The 16351-nt window shown below is 69.9% G+C and carries 11 protein-coding genes; 5 read left to right on the top strand and 6 right to left on the bottom strand.

The features are described 5' to 3' along the window. Positions 1-20: 20 nt before the first annotated feature. From PK98_RS09140 to PK98_RS09150, 3 genes are read right to left on the bottom strand one after another with little or no spacing between them, the layout of a single operon-like run. The gene (locus tag PK98_RS09140; protein ID WP_039095915.1) at positions 21-2225 is read right to left on the bottom strand and encodes a xanthine dehydrogenase family protein molybdopterin-binding subunit; all 2205 of its coding nucleotides are present in this window, start codon (positions 2223-2225) and stop codon (positions 21-23) included. Then, positions 2222-3205, bottom strand: coding sequence for an FAD binding domain-containing protein (locus tag PK98_RS09145; protein WP_039095917.1), 984 nt, complete (start codon positions 3203-3205; stop codon positions 2222-2224). The genes PK98_RS09140 and PK98_RS09145 overlap by 4 nt, the downstream gene beginning before the upstream one ends. Then, positions 3205-3717, bottom strand: coding sequence for a 2Fe-2S iron-sulfur cluster-binding protein (locus PK98_RS09150; protein WP_081996171.1), 513 nt, complete (start codon positions 3715-3717; stop codon positions 3205-3207). The genes PK98_RS09145 and PK98_RS09150 overlap by 1 nt, the downstream gene beginning before the upstream one ends. A gap of 174 nt (positions 3718-3891) precedes the next feature. On the opposite strand from PK98_RS09150, the gene PK98_RS17265 reads away from it, so the two are divergent. Both PK98_RS17265 and PK98_RS09155 read left to right on the top strand, forming a co-directional pair. Continuing rightward, the gene (locus tag PK98_RS17265) at positions 3892-4152 is read left to right on the top strand and encodes a hypothetical protein (protein ID WP_200884985.1); all 261 of its coding nucleotides are present in this window, start codon (positions 3892-3894) and stop codon (positions 4150-4152) included. Between the two features lie 21 nt (positions 4153-4173). Continuing rightward, a complete protein-coding gene (locus tag PK98_RS09155) occupies positions 4174-4815 on the top strand; it encodes a DMT family transporter (protein WP_456062129.1) in 642 nt (213 codons plus the stop codon). Here the strand turns inward: PK98_RS09155 and PK98_RS09160 are convergent. Further along, positions 4793-6076 (bottom strand): metallophosphoesterase, encoded by a 1284-nt coding sequence (locus PK98_RS09160; RefSeq protein ID WP_081996105.1) that lies wholly within the window; start codon positions 6074-6076, stop codon positions 4793-4795. The two genes, PK98_RS09155 and PK98_RS09160, sit on opposite strands and share 23 nt — an antisense overlap. Before the next feature lie 39 nt (positions 6077-6115). Here PK98_RS09160 and PK98_RS09165 point away from each other — a divergent pair, with 39 nt between their 5' ends. Together PK98_RS09165 and PK98_RS09170 are read left to right on the top strand one after the other, a co-directional pair. After that, positions 6116-8572 (top strand): S9 family peptidase, encoded by a 2457-nt coding sequence (locus PK98_RS09165; protein ID WP_081996106.1) that lies wholly within the window; start codon positions 6116-6118, stop codon positions 8570-8572. A gap of 128 nt (positions 8573-8700) precedes the next feature. Beyond that, a complete protein-coding gene (locus PK98_RS09170) occupies positions 8701-9174 on the top strand; it encodes a DUF3429 domain-containing protein (RefSeq protein WP_235425441.1) in 474 nt (157 codons plus the stop codon). Positions 9175-9186: 12 nt separating this feature from the next. On the opposite strand, the gene PK98_RS09175 is transcribed toward PK98_RS09170, so the two are convergent. Beyond that, positions 9187-12141 (bottom strand): sugar-binding domain-containing protein, encoded by a 2955-nt coding sequence (locus PK98_RS09175; protein ID WP_052208259.1) that lies wholly within the window; start codon positions 12139-12141, stop codon positions 9187-9189. Positions 12142-12227: 86 nt separating this feature from the next. On the opposite strand from PK98_RS09175, the gene PK98_RS09180 reads away from it, so the two are divergent. Beyond that, positions 12228-14948 (top strand): glycosyl hydrolase, encoded by a 2721-nt coding sequence (locus PK98_RS09180; protein ID WP_039095919.1) that lies wholly within the window; start codon positions 12228-12230, stop codon positions 14946-14948. Between the two features lie 9 nt (positions 14949-14957). On the opposite strand, the gene PK98_RS09185 is transcribed toward PK98_RS09180, so the two are convergent. Continuing rightward, positions 14958-16274, bottom strand: a complete 1317-nt coding sequence (locus PK98_RS09185; RefSeq protein ID WP_052208262.1) for a glycoside hydrolase family 28 protein — start codon at positions 16272-16274, stop codon at positions 14958-14960. Positions 16275-16351 lie beyond the last annotated feature (77 nt).

A 16351-nucleotide genomic window follows, 5' to 3' on the forward strand; every position in this document is an offset into this window, starting at 1 on the left:
GAACGCCGGCCCCTGCACGATCAGGGGTCCGGCAATTCCGCCAGCAGCTTGTCCGGGGTCATCGGGAAGCTGCGGACCCGCACGCCGCAGGCGTGATGGATGGCATTGTTGATTGCCCCCGCCGCGCCGCAGATGCCCAGCTCGCCCACGCCCTTGGCCTGCAGCGGGCTGCCGGCAGGATCGCGTTCGTCCACCAGCACCACGTCCAGATGCGGCACGTCCAGGTTCACGGGGATGTGGTACTCCGCAAGGTCCGGATTGACGATGTGCCCGTCGCGCGGGTCGAAGGTCAGCCCCTCCGTCAGGGCGCTGCCGATGCCCCAGACCATGCCGCCCATGCATTGCGAGGTGGCGGTCTTCGCGTTCAGCACCCGGCCCATGCTGAAGGCCCCGGTGAAGCGGCGCACGCGCACCTCCCCGGTATAGGCGTTCACTGCTACCTCCGCGAAGAAGGCGCCGTACATGGCCGCGGCAAATGCCTCGGTGATCTCGCCCGGCTTGAAGTGGCCGGTACGTTCCACCTCGGCCCCGGCGAGCAGTTCGGGCAGTGCCACCCGGCGGTTGCCGGCGGTAGCGAAGCCGTCCTTCAGCGTCAGCTCCGCCTCCGTGGTGCCCAGCCGTTCGGCCAGGTGCTCGCGGATCGCCTCGCACGCCTCGAACACGGCAGAGCCGGTGGACGCCGCACCCCAGCTGCCGCCGGATCCAGAGCCGGGCGGCAGGTCCGTATCGCCCAGCTGCACCAGCACATCCGTGGGGTCGAGGCCGAGCATCTCGCCCGCGATCTGCCCCAGGATGGCGTAGGTGCCGGTGCCGATATCGGTCATGTCGCTGGCGACGATCGCCGTGCCGTCCGCCATCAGGGTGACACTCGCCTGCGCCTCGTTGATGTTGTGTACGCGGCAGGCATTGGCCATGCCGGTGCCGATCCACCATTCACCCTCGCGGCGCTGCGCCGGGCGCCGGTCGGCCCCGTTCCAGCCGAAGCGGTCGGCGCCGGCCTTCAGGCATTCGGCCAGCTTGCGGGAGCTGTAGGGGATGCCTTCGCTGGGATGCCTGTCGGGAATGTTGCGCAGGCGCAATTCGACCGGGTCCAGACCCATGGCGTTGGCCAGTTCGTCCATCGCCGATTCCAGCACCTGCATCCCCACCGCCTCGCCCGGGGCGCGGACCGATCCGGCGGTCATCAGGTTGACGCGGGCCAGCTCGATCGCGAGCCGGCGGTTCTCTCCAGGATACAGGAACTCGCTTGCCTGCGTCACCGGCTCCGCGAACTCCTCCTCCGGCAGGTTGGACACCCGCGCCTCGTGCCCGAAGCCGGTCAGGCGACCTTCGGCATCCGCCGCCAGCCGCAACCGCTGCACGGTTTCGGAGCGGCGCATCACGCACTGGAACACCTGCTGGCGCAGCATGACCACGCGCACTGGCCGGTTCAGCTGCATCGCTGCCACCGCGGCGGCCACGCCTTCCGGGCTGATCCCCAGCTTCGACCCGAACCCGCCGCCGACATAGGGCGAGACCAGCCGCACCTGCTCCGGCTGCAGGTCGAGCGAGTCAGCCAGCTCCTTCTGGTTGTATGCGAGCATCTGCAGGCTGGCATGCAACGTCAGCATCTGCCCATCCCACTGCGCGATGCTGGCATGCGGCTCCATCGCCGCGCTGTTGTGGCCTTCGGTGGTGTAGGTCACGTCCACCGCATGGGCAGCCTGCGCCATGGCCTGCGCCAGGTCGCCCTGTTCGATCGGCTCGTCATAGGTCTCGGTCGGCGCGGCGGCGGAATGCGGATCGGTGATGGCCGCATCGTCCGCGCGATAGGTCACCTTCAGGTGCTTGGCCGCGTCGCGCGCCTGTTCGAAGGTTTCGGCGACCACGACGGCAATCGGCTGGCCATAATATTGCACCTGCCGAACCTGCTGCACCGGTGCCTCGCCCGCGCCACCCTGTGCGGCGCGCGCCGTCATCCGTTCGTCGGAGATCACCGCGATGACACCGGGCATGGACAGCACCGATGCCTCGTCGATCGCGGTCACGTCGCCCTTGCTGATCGTGGCGGTGACGAGCACGCCCTCCACGCAGCCGGCGATCTGGTACTCGGCGGCGTAGCGGGCAGTGCCGGTCACCTTTGCCGGGCCGTCGGGCCGGTCGAGCGGCTGGCCGATCACGCCCTGCGCCATCGCGTCCAGCCGGTTGCGATCGTCGGGACGATCCATGGTGAGGGAACGGGTCATGCGGCACCTCCGGTCGCTTCGCGCAAGCTTGCCAGCAGCGTGCGGCGGGTCAGCGGGATCTTGAAGTCGTTCTCGCCCTGCCCCTCGGCATCCTCCAGCAGCAGGTCGGCGGCCTGGTGGAACAGGGCATCGGACGGGCGCTGACCAGCCAGCAGCTGCTCCACCCGTGGATCATGCCACGGCTTGTGCGCCAGCCCGCCGAAGGCGAGCGCGGCGGAGCCGATCGTGTCGCCGTCCATCCGCACCACGGCCGCCACGGACACCAGCGCGAAAGCGTAGGACGATCGGTCGCGCACCTTGCGGTACAGCTGCGTGCCGCCGGCCGGTGGCGGCAGGATCACGGCCGTGATCACCTCCCCCGCCTCCAGCACATTGTCCAGGTCCGGGGTGTCGCCGGGCAGGCGATGGAACGTGCGCACCGGCACCGTGCGGCTGGTGCCGTCCGGCCGCTCGATCTCCACATCGGCATGCAGCGCCGCCAGAGCGACCGCCATGTCGCCCGGATAGGTGGCGATACAGGCGTCGCTGGCGCCCAGGATCGCATGGATGCGGTTGTGCCCGCCGATCGCGCCGCAGCCGCTGCCGGGCTGCCGCTTGTTGCACGGCTGGTCGATATTGGTGAAATAGTAGCATCGCGTCCGCTGGCACAGATTGCCGCCGGTCGTGGCCATGTTGCGCAGCTGGAAGGTGGCTCCGGCCAGGATGGCGCGCGCCAGCACCGGATAGTCGCGCCGGATTTGAAGGTCCGCGGCGCAGGCGCTGTTGGTGACCAGCGCACCGATCCGCACGCCGCCATCGTCGGTCGGGGCAATCCCGCCCAGCGGCAGGCGGTTGATGTCGACCAGCCGGTCGGGCGCTTCCACCTCCAGCTTCATCAGGTCGAGCAGGTTAGTGCCGCCGGCGATCGGGCGGGCACCGTCCCGCAGCAGCTGGCCGGCATGATCGAGGCCTTCGGGCCGCATGTACTGGAACGGGCGCATCAGGCAGCTCCGACCTTTTCGGCCTGCATGGCTTCGGTGATGGCATCCACGATGTTGCTGTACGCGCCGCAGCGGCACAGATTGCCGCTCATCCGCTCCCGGATCTCCTCCGCCGACAGCTCGACCTGACCTTCCAGATTGTCGCTGACAAAGCTGGCCCAGCCATTGGCGGCTTCCGCCAGCATCCCCTTGGCCGAACAGATCTGCCCGGGCGTGCAGTACCCGCACTGGTAACCGTCATGCCTGACGAAGGCGGCCTGCAGCGGGTCCAGCGCGTCGGGGGTGCCGATCCCCTCGATCGTCGTTACCGCATGGCCATCCTGCATGATCGCCAGGGTCAGGCAGGAATTCACCCGCTGCCCGTTCACCAGCACGGTGCAGGCGCCGCACTGGCCATGATCGCAGCCTTTCTTGGTGCCGGTCAGCCCGCAGCCGTCGCGCAGGAAATCCAGCAGGCTGGTCCGCGGGTCGCCGGTGAATTCGTGCGCGGTTCCATTGATCGTCAGCTGCATGGATCGCTTCTCCTTGGTCTCCCCGCTAACGCGCCGGCCCGCCGATCGGTCCAAAACTAAACCGATTGTGCCGGCCAGGGGGCGCGGCACCGAACGGCCTTGATCGGCACGGCACTGTTCGCCAAGGCCGGGGCTGCGCCGCTCTCCCGCTGCCTCCAGGAAATGTTTTCGCCCATGCTCGCACCCACTGCCTGGCGCGAACGCCTGCGCCTGCCCGGCTCCGCACAGGCGGTGCTGTTCTGCTGCATCGGGGTGCTGCTGTTCGCCTGCATGGACGCCACCATCAAGTACCTGGCCATGCGGCACGACGTGCCGATCATCGTCGCCGTGCGCTACCTGGTGAACTGGCTGCTGCTGGTGGCCATCGTCGCCCCGGTGCGCGGCCGGCTGCTGGTGCAGACGCAGCGCACCGGGCTGGTGCTGGTGCGGGCGTGAAGCCTGGCGGCCGCCTCGCTGCTGGTCGGGCTGGCGTTGCAGCGCATGCCGGTGGCGGAAACCACCGCGATCAACTTCCTTGCCCCGATGCTCGTCGTCGTAGTCGCGGGGCCGCTGCTCGGGGAGCGCGTGGGGGCCACCAGCTGGACCACCGCCCTGATCGGCTTCGCCGGCGTGCTGCTGATCGCGCGGCCCGGCAGCGGCCTTGAACTGACCGGGCTCGCCTGTGCCCTGGCAGCGGTCGTGGCGAATGTCGTCTACCAGCTGCTGTCGCGGACGCTGGCCAGCACGGAGCGGACGACCGCCCTGCTGTTCTACGCCGCACTGGTCGGCACCGTCATCTTCGGCATCATGGGGCTGTGGCTGTGGGAGGGCGAGTTCGCTACCGGGCTGGAGCTCGTCCTGTTCCTCAGCCTGGGGGTGTATGGCGGGCTGGGCCACTACCTCTTCACGGCCGCCTATCGCCACGCGACCGCCTCCGTCCTGGCGCCGCTCAGTTACCTGCAGCTGTTCTGGGCCGGCCTGCTCGGCTGGCTGATCTTCGGGCACATCCCGGACTGGCTCAGCGTCGTCGGAATGATGCTGATCGCCGCATCCGGCCTGGGTGCCGCGCTACCCCCGCGGCGGAAGCCCGGCGCGGCTATGGACGGGACCGCAAGGTGATCCGCGTCAGTTCGGACGGGCGGCCCAGGCGCAGCGCGAAGCCGGGCCACAGGGCGGTGCCGTTGCTGACGTAAAGCGTCATGTCGCCGACCCGGTACCGGCCGGACACGAACCCGCCATTGGCCGGCGCGACCAGCCGGTCCAATCCGACCACCATGCCGCCATGCGTATGCCCCGACAGCTGCAGCGCCACGCCACGCGCGGCGGCGGCCCGCGCTTGGCGGGGCTGGTGATCCAGCAGCACCACCGGCACCCCCGGCGGCGCACCGGCCAGCGCGGCGGCGAGGTCGGGACCGGGGCGGCCATGCTGCGGGGCCGAAAGATCGGCCACGCCGGCAAGGACCAGCCGGGCATCGTCCCGCATCAGCACGGCATGGGCATTGGGCAGCATGCGCATGCCCAGCCCGGCCAGGTGGCGCATCCACTCGTCATAGCTGAAGAAATATTCGTGGTTGCCGGGGATGGCGTAGATCCCGTCCGGTGCGCGCAGGTCACGCAGCGGCTCCACATCGGTGCGCCGCATGGCCACTGATCCGTCGATGAAGTCGCCGGTGACGACGATCAGGTCGGCCCCGCTGGCATTGGCGCGCGCAACGGTTGCACTGGCCCAGCTTGCCGGGAACAGGCGGCTGATGTGCAAGTCGGTCAGCTGCAGCACGCGATAGCCGTCGAATTCCGGCGGCAGCCCGGTAATGGCGATCTCCACGTCGCGGAGCGGCGGTACGCGGGTCGCGTTGGCCACGCCGATCGCGGCCAGGATCGCCGCCAGCCCGGCTGCGGCGTAACGCAGGCTGTCGGGCATCGTGATGCCCTGCCATCGCACCACCGCCACGACGAGCGCACCAAGATCCAGCAGGATCTGCAGGACCGCGAGCAGCAGGATCGTGCCCAGCGCCCAGTTGAACAGGATGACGACCGCGCGCGGGAATTCCGGAGCGAAGACCGAGCCGGAGGAGAGCCGGCTCCACAGATGGTACTGCGAGGCGACCAGCATCAGCACCGCGATGCCGATCTTCGCCGGCAGCGGCAGGCCCAGCGGCCAGAGGGTGCGGACCAGCAGGTACAGGACCGGCGTGGCGAAGATGAGGTGGAAGATCGTCGGAAATCCTTGTGGGCGGCACGGCGGTTCGTGTGCGGCTGCGGGCTGTAGCGTATCTGCCCCCGACGTGCAGCCTGCCGGATTGTGCCTGCCTTTTCCGCATTGCACACCGACGGTGATCGGTGGTTTAGGCCACAGCCTGTTCCACGGCTGCGGCACCATCGCGCCACAGCCGACAATCACGAAAGCCGGAGTGCGATCATGGGCCGAATCACGACTGCCTGCCTGCTGCTGGCCGCGACCGCGCTGTCCCTGCCGGCGGCGGCCCAGACCGCAGCACCTCAATCAACGGAGACGACCATCTACCATCGGGCGCCTGACGCGATCGCGCAGATACTGGAAGCACCGCAGACGCCGATCGTGGCGGTCAGCCCCGATCACCGGATGCTGGCCATCCTGGGCCGCGAAAGCCTGCCGTCGATCGCCGCCGTGTCCCGGCCGATCCTGCGGCTGGGCGGATACCGGATCGACCCGGCGACCAACGGCCAGGCGGAGATGCGGGTGCAGTGGCTGAATGCGCTGACGCTGCAGGACATCGACAGCGGACAGCAGGTCACCGTCGCCCTGCCGGCAGACGCCCGCTTCACCCAGCCCAGCTGGTCGCCCGACGGGCAGCGCCTGGCCATGCTGGTGCAGCTGCCGACCGAACTGCAACTGTGGACCGCCACGGTGGATGGCCGGGCAGCCCCGGTGCTCGGCGGCGTGAACGCGGCCTTTTCCGGCCCAGCCTATGAATGGTTGCCGGATAGCAGCGGGCTGGTGGTCCGCACGGTGGACGCGCAGCGCGGCCCGGCCCCGGTTGCGAGCGACACGCCGGCCGGGCCGGTGGTGCAGGAAAGCAACGGCCGCAAGGCCGCGGCGCGCACCTACCAGGATCTGCTCGCCGGCCCGCACGACGAGGCGCTGTTCGACCATTACTTCAGCGGCAGCCTGACCCGCGTGGCCGCCGACGGCAGCGGGGCCACGGCGATCCTGCCGGCCGGGCTGTGGCGCCGGTTCTCCATCAGCCCCGATGGCCGGTACCTGCTGACGGAGCGGCTGAAGCGGCCGTTCTCCTACCTGCTGCCCGCCCCCTCCTTCCCGACCGAGATCGCCGTGGCGGCGATCGACGGGACGGCGGTGCGCACGCTGGTCGACCGCCCGCTGGCCGACAATCTGCCCATCGCCTTCGACGCGGTGGTGACCGGGCCACGCGACGTGGAATGGCGTGCGGATGCGCCCGCGACGCTGCTGTGGGCCGAAGCGCAGGATGGCGGTGATCCGAATGTCGAGGTGCCGTTCCACGACAGCCTGTTCGTGCAGGCCGCCCCGTTCACGGCCGCTCCGGCGAAGCTGGCGGACCTGGAGCGGCGCTATGCCGCGACATTCTGGGGCACGGGCGATTTCGCGATGGTGGTGGACCGCGAATGGAACACCCGGACCGAACACCGCTATGCCGTGGCGCCTGATCGGCCGGGCGAGGCCGCGCCGCTGCTGACGCGTAATTTCCAGGAACAGTACAACGATCCCGGCTTCCCGCTGACAGAAGGCAATGCGGCGGGGAAGCCGGTGATGCGCTTTACCGCCAGCGGTGACGCCGTCTTCGTTGCGGGAGAAGGTGCCACCAAGGCCGGGGCGTTCCCGTTCCTGGGCACCATGCCGGTTGCTGGTGGGGAACAGACGCGGCTGTGGACGGCGGAGGCGCCGTTCTACGAGGAGGTCGTGGCGCTGCTGGACGACACCGGCGGGCGCGTGCTGACGCGGCGGGAGAGCGCGGAACAGGCGCCCAACTACATGGTACGGCAGGTTGGTGGCGGGGATGCGCGCGCGGTTACCGACTTCGCCGACCCGGCGCCGGTCTTTGCCGGGGTGACCCGGCAGACGATCACCTACAACCGGGCGGACGGTCTGCCGCTGTCGGGCACGCTCTACCTGCCGGCCGGCTATGACGCGCAGCGCGACGGACCGCTGCCGACGCTCCTGTGGGCCTACCCGGCGGAGTTCACCGATCCGGCGGTGGCCGGGCAGACGGTAGACACGGGCAACCGCTTCACCCGCCCGCGCGGGATCAGCCACCTGTTCATGCTGACGCAGGGCTATGCCGTGCTGGATGATCCGGCGATGCCGATCATCGGCGTGGACGGGGCCGAGGCGAACGACACCTATGTGGAACAGCTGCGCGCCGATGCGGAGGCCGCAGTGGAGGCGGTGGTCGCCATGGGCGTGGGCGATCGTGGGCGGATGGCCGTGGGCGGGCACAGCTACGGCGCGTTCATGACCGCCAACCTGCTGGCCCATACCGACCTGTTCCGCGCCGGCATCGCCCGCTCGGGCGCCTACAACCGCACGCTGACGCCGTTCGGCTTCCAGGCGGAGCAGCGCAGTTACTGGGAAGCGACGGACATCTACACGCAGATGAGCCCGTTCACCTATGCCGACCGCATCAAGGAGCCGATCCTGCTGATCCATGGCGGGGCGGACGACAATTCCGGGACCTTCCCGGTTCAGTCGGAACGGATGTACGCGGCCCTGAAGGGCAATGGCGCGACCGTGCGCTATGTCGTGCTGCCGAACGAGGGGCATGGCTACCGGGCGATGGAGTCCACCGGTGAAACCTTGTGGCAGATGACCGACTGGCTGGACCGGTACGTCAAGCCGGCGGCGCCGGGATCGAAGTAGGGGCGGCCACTGCCGCAACAATCATTGCGGCATCATCGGCCACCTCTGCCGACCTGGCGCGTTGCTACGTCGGACCGGGCAGACTTGTGCCTGCCCGGCCCCCGCAAACCGTTGCAGGAGCAAGCCACATGGAACCCGTGTCGATGCAGGCCATGTCCCGCCCGCCGGCGCTGCCCGGAACGCTGGGCTATGCGGGCCTGCTGCCGCAGGCCGCGGCCGTGGCGGCCATGGCGTTCGGGCCGGCCGCCTGGCATTTCTCGGCGCTGTCGCTCGCCTATGCCTATCCGGCGCTCATCCTGAGCTTTCTTGGCGGATTGTGGTGGGGCCTCGCCGCCCGCCAGACGAGCGCGCCGCCGGCCTGGATCTGGCTGGCGGCCATCGCCCCCTCGCTGATCGCGCTGGCGACGGCGGTGCCATGGGCGATCGGTGCTGGCTGGCCGGTGCCGTCGCTGTTGTTGCTCGGCCTGTCGCTCCTCGCCAGCCTGCTGGTCGATCACCGGCTGACGGCGCAGGGCCTCGCGCCCGCCTGGTGGATGTCGCTGCGCACGCCATTGTCCGCCGGCCTGGGCCTGCTGACACTGGTGGCGGCAGCGATCGCCTGATCCACGGCCCGCCTACCGGCGGACCTGCCCCGGATCCACCACGTCGCCGGTCTGCGGCGGCACGATGATCGTCGCCGGCGCGCCATGGCGCCGGGTGGCCCAGTCATCCAGCGCCTCCGGCGACAGGATGGCGGTGGGCCGGAACCGGTCGGACGCCATGTAGTCCAGGATCGATCGGCGCAGCGTGGGGCCGCCCGGCCGCTCCGCCAGCGCCCCATCCGTCAGGTCGAACGCGCTGGCCATCAGGGTGCCCGGCCCGACCTGCGCCTCGAACAGCATGGCCGTGCGCAGGCTGCGGTTCCAGTCGTCGATCGGCGCCACGATCGGGCGCAGATCCGGGGCAAGCGCCTCCACATTCATCGCCGTCGTGCCGTCGATCAGGTCGACCCACTGCCAGTCGCAATGCGCATCGGTCGGGAAGCTGGCGAGCGCGGGATGCGCGGGGTCGTTCAGCAGCCCCAGCATCCAGGCGCGGCTGGGATTCATCAGCCGGTTCCAGAAGATCGGCACGGTGGTGAGCGCCAGATCGGGATTGGGCTCCGCCGGACTGCCCGACAGGAACAGGACCCGCTTGCCCGCGGCGAGTGCGACACGGGCCTCGTCCCACGAAGCGGTGGTGGTGATCTCCTGCGCGGACTGCGCCGGCACGGCGGGAGGGTAGACCCAGAAGCGCCAGCGATTGCGGAACGGCGTGCCCGCCAGCTCCAGCACCAGCTCGTACGCGGCGGGCGCCTTCAGGCCGGACAGGTCGGCGCTGATGGTGCCGAGCGCGATGCCCTTGCCGCGTGGCGCGGTGCGGGCGGGAAGCGAGCCGGACAGGACCGCCTTGCCGGTATCGTCGACAATCCGCCAGCGCGGCCGGACGGAGCGGAGCGGCCGCTCGCCATGATGGTACAGCTCCGCCACCGCCTCCAGCCTGGCGTCGCTGCCGAACACGCGATCCTTCAGCCGCACCAGCGGGACGGTGGCACTGCAGAACTCGCGCCATTCGGACGCGGCGACGTAGTTCTTCTCTTCCCAGAACGCATCCAGCAGACCGATCAGCGCGCCGCCCTGACCCAGGTAGTCATGCAGGTCGAGCATCTGGAACCCCGAATGGGACGGAGTGCGCAGATTGGCCTCCAGCTCCTCCTTGTAGCAGGCGAGCTGGAACCGGCCCGACGCGTGGGCCAACGCCCTGTTCAGCGGCAGCAGGCCATGCTCGGCCGCGAGATCGCGCATGATCTCGATATTGCCGGGGATCATGTAGGGTGCGGTGCCGGTGTCGATGCCGGTGTGGAATGCGGCATAGTCGCCCTGCCCGGCGAACTTGTCGATCACCGCGAAGTCGGGATAGGCGCACCATTGGCCGGTCTCGTGACTGATCACCGGCTGCGCCACGCCGCCCAGCTGCCCCTGCAGCTCCTCCTCGTAATCCTCGCCGAACCAGCCGCGCGGGCCGCGCACATCGCTGCCGATCACCAGGAAGTCGGCGGCGAACGGCGTGCCCGGCCCGGCCGGCGGGCGCGCGTGGCGGCCGGTCCCGTCGGTGTAGAGCCGCCGCGGATCGGCCGCCTTCCACCGCTCGTCCCATTCCGGCAGTTGCGCGTGGTACTGCCCCGCCGGCTCGTTGCCGCCGCCCAGCATGACGAAGGAGGGGTGGTTGCCATAGGCCCGGATCAGCCGCTCCGTCTCGTCATGCAGCAGTGCCAGCATCCGTCCGCCGGGGTCGAAATTGTTCCACATCCCGCATTCGGGTTGCAGGTAGAAGCCCAGCTCGTCCGCGGCGGTGAACGCCGCCTCCGGCGGGCACCAGCTGTGGAACCGCATGCCGTTGAGGCCCCATCCCTGGCAGATGGCGATGATCCGCTTCCACGTTTCCACATCGGTCGCGGGGTAGCCGGTCAGCGGGAAGGTGCCGGCATCGTGCGTTGCCCGCAGGTCCAGCACCTCGCCATTCAGCAGGATGCGGTGCCCCTCGGTCGTGATCTCCCGCATGCCGAAGGTGAGCTCGCGCCGGTCCTCCCCTGCGGCGCTGTCCAGCGTGACGGTCAGGTGTTGCAGGTGGGGCGTGAACTCCGACCATGGCCGCGCGTCGGGCAGCGGCACGGTGACCGTCGCCTCGCCACCTTCCGGCGTCCACTGCACCGGCGCCGTGACACGCCCGATCCGCACCATGCCAGATCCCCCGGCATCGCCTGCATTGCCGATCGTCACCCGCACCTGCGCGGACTTGTTCGCCAGGTCAGGAAAGACCTGCGCATCCGCGATCCACACGGTCGGCGTGGCGGACAGCTCGATCCGCCCGACCACGCCGTTCCACGTCACGCCCGCGCCATCGGTCACGGAATGGCCGTCGGGGCGGTACACCGGCTCCTGCATGCTGTTGTCGATCCGCAGCGTCAGCCGGTGGGTGCCGGCGGGCAGGATGCCCAGGTCGAACTCGTGCGGCGCGACCAGCGAACTGTCGGTGCCGACCGGCCGGTTGCCGATCCAGGCATCGGTGCGCCAGCGGGTCCGTTCCAGGTGCAGCACGATGCGCTTGTCCGCCCATTCCGCCGGCACCTCGATATCGCGCTGGTACCAGGCGACGCCCAGATAGTGCCGCACCGGCTGCGACAGGTACGGCACCTTGACGTTGCCCGGCTGCGTGTACGGTTCGTATTGCGGCAGCAGGTACCAGCGCATGTCGCGCGGCAGGGCGGCCACAAACTGCGTCTCGGCCGTGATCTCGTCCCCGAAGCCCTGGGTCTGCAGGATGCCGGGCAGGCGGATCGACAGGTCGGACGGCATTGTCTTGTTGAACCAGTAATCGGCGGTGCCCACGTCCGCCGGGTCCAGCGCGAACCGCCATTCGCCCGCCAGCGACACCGCCGCCTCCCGCACCGGCGCCGCCGCGGCGGACGTGGCATGCAGCGCCACCGGCGTTGTCATGGCAGCGCCTAGCAGGGCGACAAAGGTCCGGCGATCGACTTGCGTGGTGTTCATGAAAGCGTGTTTCACAGAAGCGGGTTTATGGTTCAAGACACCAGTCGCAATCGGCGGCGGATGACCGCGATGGAGGGAGCACCACGATGAAGCCTGAAAACACGCGCCTTGCGCGCCTGGTCGCCCTGCCGCTGCTGGCGCTGGGCCAGCTCGCCGGCGCCACGATGCTGCGCGCGCAGGACGGGCCGGACGCCCTGTGGCAGGGCTTCGCCGAGCCTCCGGCCGAGGCAGCGCCGATGATGCGCTGGTGGTGGTTCGGCGCGGCCGTCACGCCGGAGGAGATCGACCGGGAGCTGCGCGCCATGAAGGCCGGCGGCATCGGCGGGGTGGAGATCCAGCCGGTCTATCCCATGCAGCTGGACCGGACGGACCAGCCGAGCCGTAACCAGCCCTACCTGTCGCCGGAATTCCTGGCCAATCTGCGGCACGCGGCAACGACCGCGCGGGCGGAGGGCATGCGGGTCGATGTGACCGGCGGCAGCGGCTGGCCCTATGGTGGGCCGCACATCCCGGCGGATCGCGCCTCGTCCGAGATCCGGCTGGTGCGTGTGGCCGTCGCCCCGGGCCAGCGCGAGGTGATCCTGCCGGCGACCGGCGCGGGCGAGCACATCCTGTCCGCCATGATCGGCCCGGCGGCGGCGGAAAAGACGGCCGACCGCCCGCTGACCCCGCTGGCCCATGAGGGCGCACGCGCTGCGGTGCAGCCGGCGGACGAGGCGCGCGAGGCGCTGGTGTTCATCGCCGGCCGCACCGGGCAGCAGGTGAAGCGGCCGGGCATCGGCGGCGAAGGCTTCGTGCTCGACCATATGGACCCGGCGGCGCTGGAGCTGCACCTGGCACAGGTGGTGACCCCGTTGCTGACCGCCTTTGCCGGCGCCGCGCCCCCGCATGCGCTGTTTTCGGACAGCCTGGAGGTCTATGGCGCCAGCTGGACGCCCGATCTGCCGGCCGAGTTCGTGCGGCGGCGCGGCTATGACCTGCTGGAGCATCTGCCCGAGCTGTTCCTGCAGCGGCCCGACAGCGCGGCGGTGCGGCACGACTGGGCGCTGACCCTGTCGGAGCTGGTGGACGAGAACTACCTGGCGCCGCTGGATGCCTGGGCGAAGGCGCAAGGCACGCAGTTCCGGGCGCAGGTCTATGGCTATCCGCCGGCCACCCTGTCCAGCAATGCACTGGTCGCCCTGCCCGAAGGCGAAGGCGACGAATGGCGCGAGTTCAGCAGCACCCGCTGGGCGACCTCCGCCGCCCATCTCTACGACAAGCCGGTCGTCTCGTCCGAGACCTGGACCTGGCTGCACTCGCCATCCTGGGCGGCGACGCCGCTCGACATGAAGATGGAGGCGGACCGCCACTTCCTGCAGGGGGTGACGCAGCTGATCGGCCATGGCTGGCCCTACAGCCCGCCCGGCGAGGCGGAGCCCGGCTGGTCGTTCTATGCCGCCGCCGCGCTGAACGACCACAATCCGTGGTACCCGGTGATGGGCGATGTCAGCCGCTACCTGGCGCGTACCTCGTGGCTGCTGCGGCAGGGGGCGCCCGCCAATGGCGTGGCGTTGTACCTGCCGATCGAGGATGCGTTCGCCGCGATGCTGCCCGCGCGCCCGTCCGCCAACGACACGGTGCGGCGCATGCTGCCGGACACGCTGGTGAGCGACATCCTGGATGCCGGGCACGGCGTCGACTTCGTGGATACCGGTGTGCTGCGGGACCGCGCTCTGCCGCATCGCGTGCTGCTGCTGCCCGGGGTGCAGCGGATCGACGCCGATGCCTACGCCCGGATCGAGCAGTGGGTGGGCGCTGGCGGCCGGCTGCTGACGATCGGCGCGCTGCCGCAGACCGCCGGGGGCCTGCGCGGCGCGGCGGAAGCGGCGAAGGTGCGGGCGATCAGCCGGCGCCTGACCGCCAGCGGGGCAGTGACAATGGTCGATCCGGCCCAGGTCACGGCCGCCCTGCGCGCGGTCGGCACACCCGACCTCACCCTGTCCGCGCCTGATCCGGCGATCGGCTTCATCCGCCGCAACACGGCGGATCGCGACATCTTCTTCATCGCCAACAGCGGCAACCAGCCGGTGCACACCACTGCGCGCTTCGCCAGCCGTTTCGCCAATGGCGAATGGTGGGACCCGATGACAGGCAACCGCTGGCCGGCGAGCGGCGGCGAGGCGGTCGAGCTGACGCTGGCGCCATACCAGTCGCGCTTCCTAGTCTTCAGCGAAGCAGCGCCGACCGCAACGCAAGCCGCGGCGGTGCCGGAGCAGCGGCGGACGCTGTCAGGCGGTTGGACGCTGGCGATCGACGGGCAGCAGATTGCGCAGGATGTGTGGGGCGACTGGGCAACCCGCGAAGGGCTCGGTCACTTTTCCGGCACCGGCACATACCGGACGCAGCTGGCGGTGACCGCCCCGGAGCCGCAGGTGTGCTACCTGCTCGATTTCGGCCCTGCCCGACCCGCCCCGGTGCCGCCGGGCGGGCGCCCGCAGGCGGAGATTGCCGCGCCGGTGCGGGATGCCGCGATCGTGCAGGTCAACGGCCAGCGGGTCGGCGCCGTGTGGGCGCCGCCCTACCGCATCGACATCACGCCGGCGCTGCGCGCGGGCACGAACCGGATCGAGATCGCGGTGGCCAACACCATGATGAACCATCTGGCCGGGCAGCCGCGCACCGATCATCGCCTGCTCAATGCCCGCTATGGCGAACGCTTCCAGCCGCAGGATCAGGACCGCATCGCGCCCCAGCCCTCCGGCCTGCTGCAGGGCGTGGACCTGGTGACCCGCCCTGCCGGGACCGACGGAGAGTGCGGCCAGTAGGCGCGGCGCTCAGCCGGCGGCGGGCGACGCCTCGCGAACAGGCACGCCGTTCGCGACGACGTTTTCCAGCCGCAGGTTGCGCATGCCGGATACCGTGAAGGTCCGGCGGGCCAGTTGCACGTCGATGTCCTTCAGCAGGACGTCGGACATGTCCGTCTGCTCCGGGTTCGGACGGATCGATCCGAAGGCGCCGTAACGGCCGGTCACCCCGATCATCCTGATGTTCCGCACAGCGGAGGATGGCGGGGGATGGCCGTCCAGCCGGGCATATTGCGTCCAGGGCTGCACGGTGAACAGCTGGCCACCGTCCGCGGCCAGGGTGATCCGGCGGAGTTCGATATCCTCGTACAGCTGCGGCGTGTCGGTGCGCAGCTTCAGCACCAGCACCCGCACGTCGCCGGTCACACGGCAATCCTCCACCAGCACGTCGCGCACGATCGTCGCCTCGCTGCCGCAGGTGAACACGCTGCCGCCACGCCGGAATTCACAATTGCGGACCCGGATGTGTTCCACCGGTGGCGAACTGCGATCCTCCAGCGCCAGCGGGCCGCGCGACCCCTTGGCGGCGATGCAGTCGTCGGTGACGGAGAAGTAGCATCCTTCCACCGTGACCCGTTGGCAGCTGTCCAGGTCGATGCCGTCCGTGCTGGGTGCGCGTTCGTAATCGTCGGGCACGGTGAAGCGGCAGTCGCGGATCACCACATCCTGGCAGGCATGCAGGTGCAGGTTCCAGAACTGCGAGTCCCTGAACGTGACCCCTTCGATCCGGACGTCGCGCGATCCCTCGATCAGCGCCAGTCGCGCGCGGGGGATACCAATGTTGGGGAAGTTGCGCGGATCGGCGGAGGCGCGCCGCAGCTGCCAGAACAGGTCCCACACCGCGCGGCCATCCCCGTCCAGCGTGCCCGGCCCCGTGATCCGCAGGCCGTGGCAGCCGGCGGCGTTGATCAGGGCCGGGGTGAAATGTTCCTCCACATGCCCTTCGATCCGGGTGCGGCGGGCGGGAAAGTGCGTCGCCACATCGGCGGCGCAGCGCAGCACGGCGCCTTCTGCCAGATGCAGGTGCACGCCGGGCTTCAGGAACAGCGCACCGGACACGAATACCCCCGCCGGCACCACGATCGTCCCGCCGTCCTGCCCGGCCAGCCGGTCGATTGCCGACTGGATCGCCGTGGTATTGATCGTGCTGCCATCGGCCAGGGCCCCGGCGTCGCGAATGTCCACCCGCCGATCCGCCGGGCCAGCCGCACGGGCCAGGGTGGGCAGGAAGGGTGCGGCGAGCAGCGCCAACAGGGTTGCGCGCCGATGCTGGTCCGGAATGCTCATCACCCGGTTCTGGCCGAGCCGGTCCTTGCTCGCCAGTGGAATTTGCTTTCGTAAGTGAACGCTGGCACGAACGACCA

The organism is Croceibacterium mercuriale, from assembly GCF_000802385.1.
Classification (GTDB): domain Bacteria; phylum Pseudomonadota; class Alphaproteobacteria; order Sphingomonadales; family Sphingomonadaceae; genus Croceibacterium; species Croceibacterium mercuriale.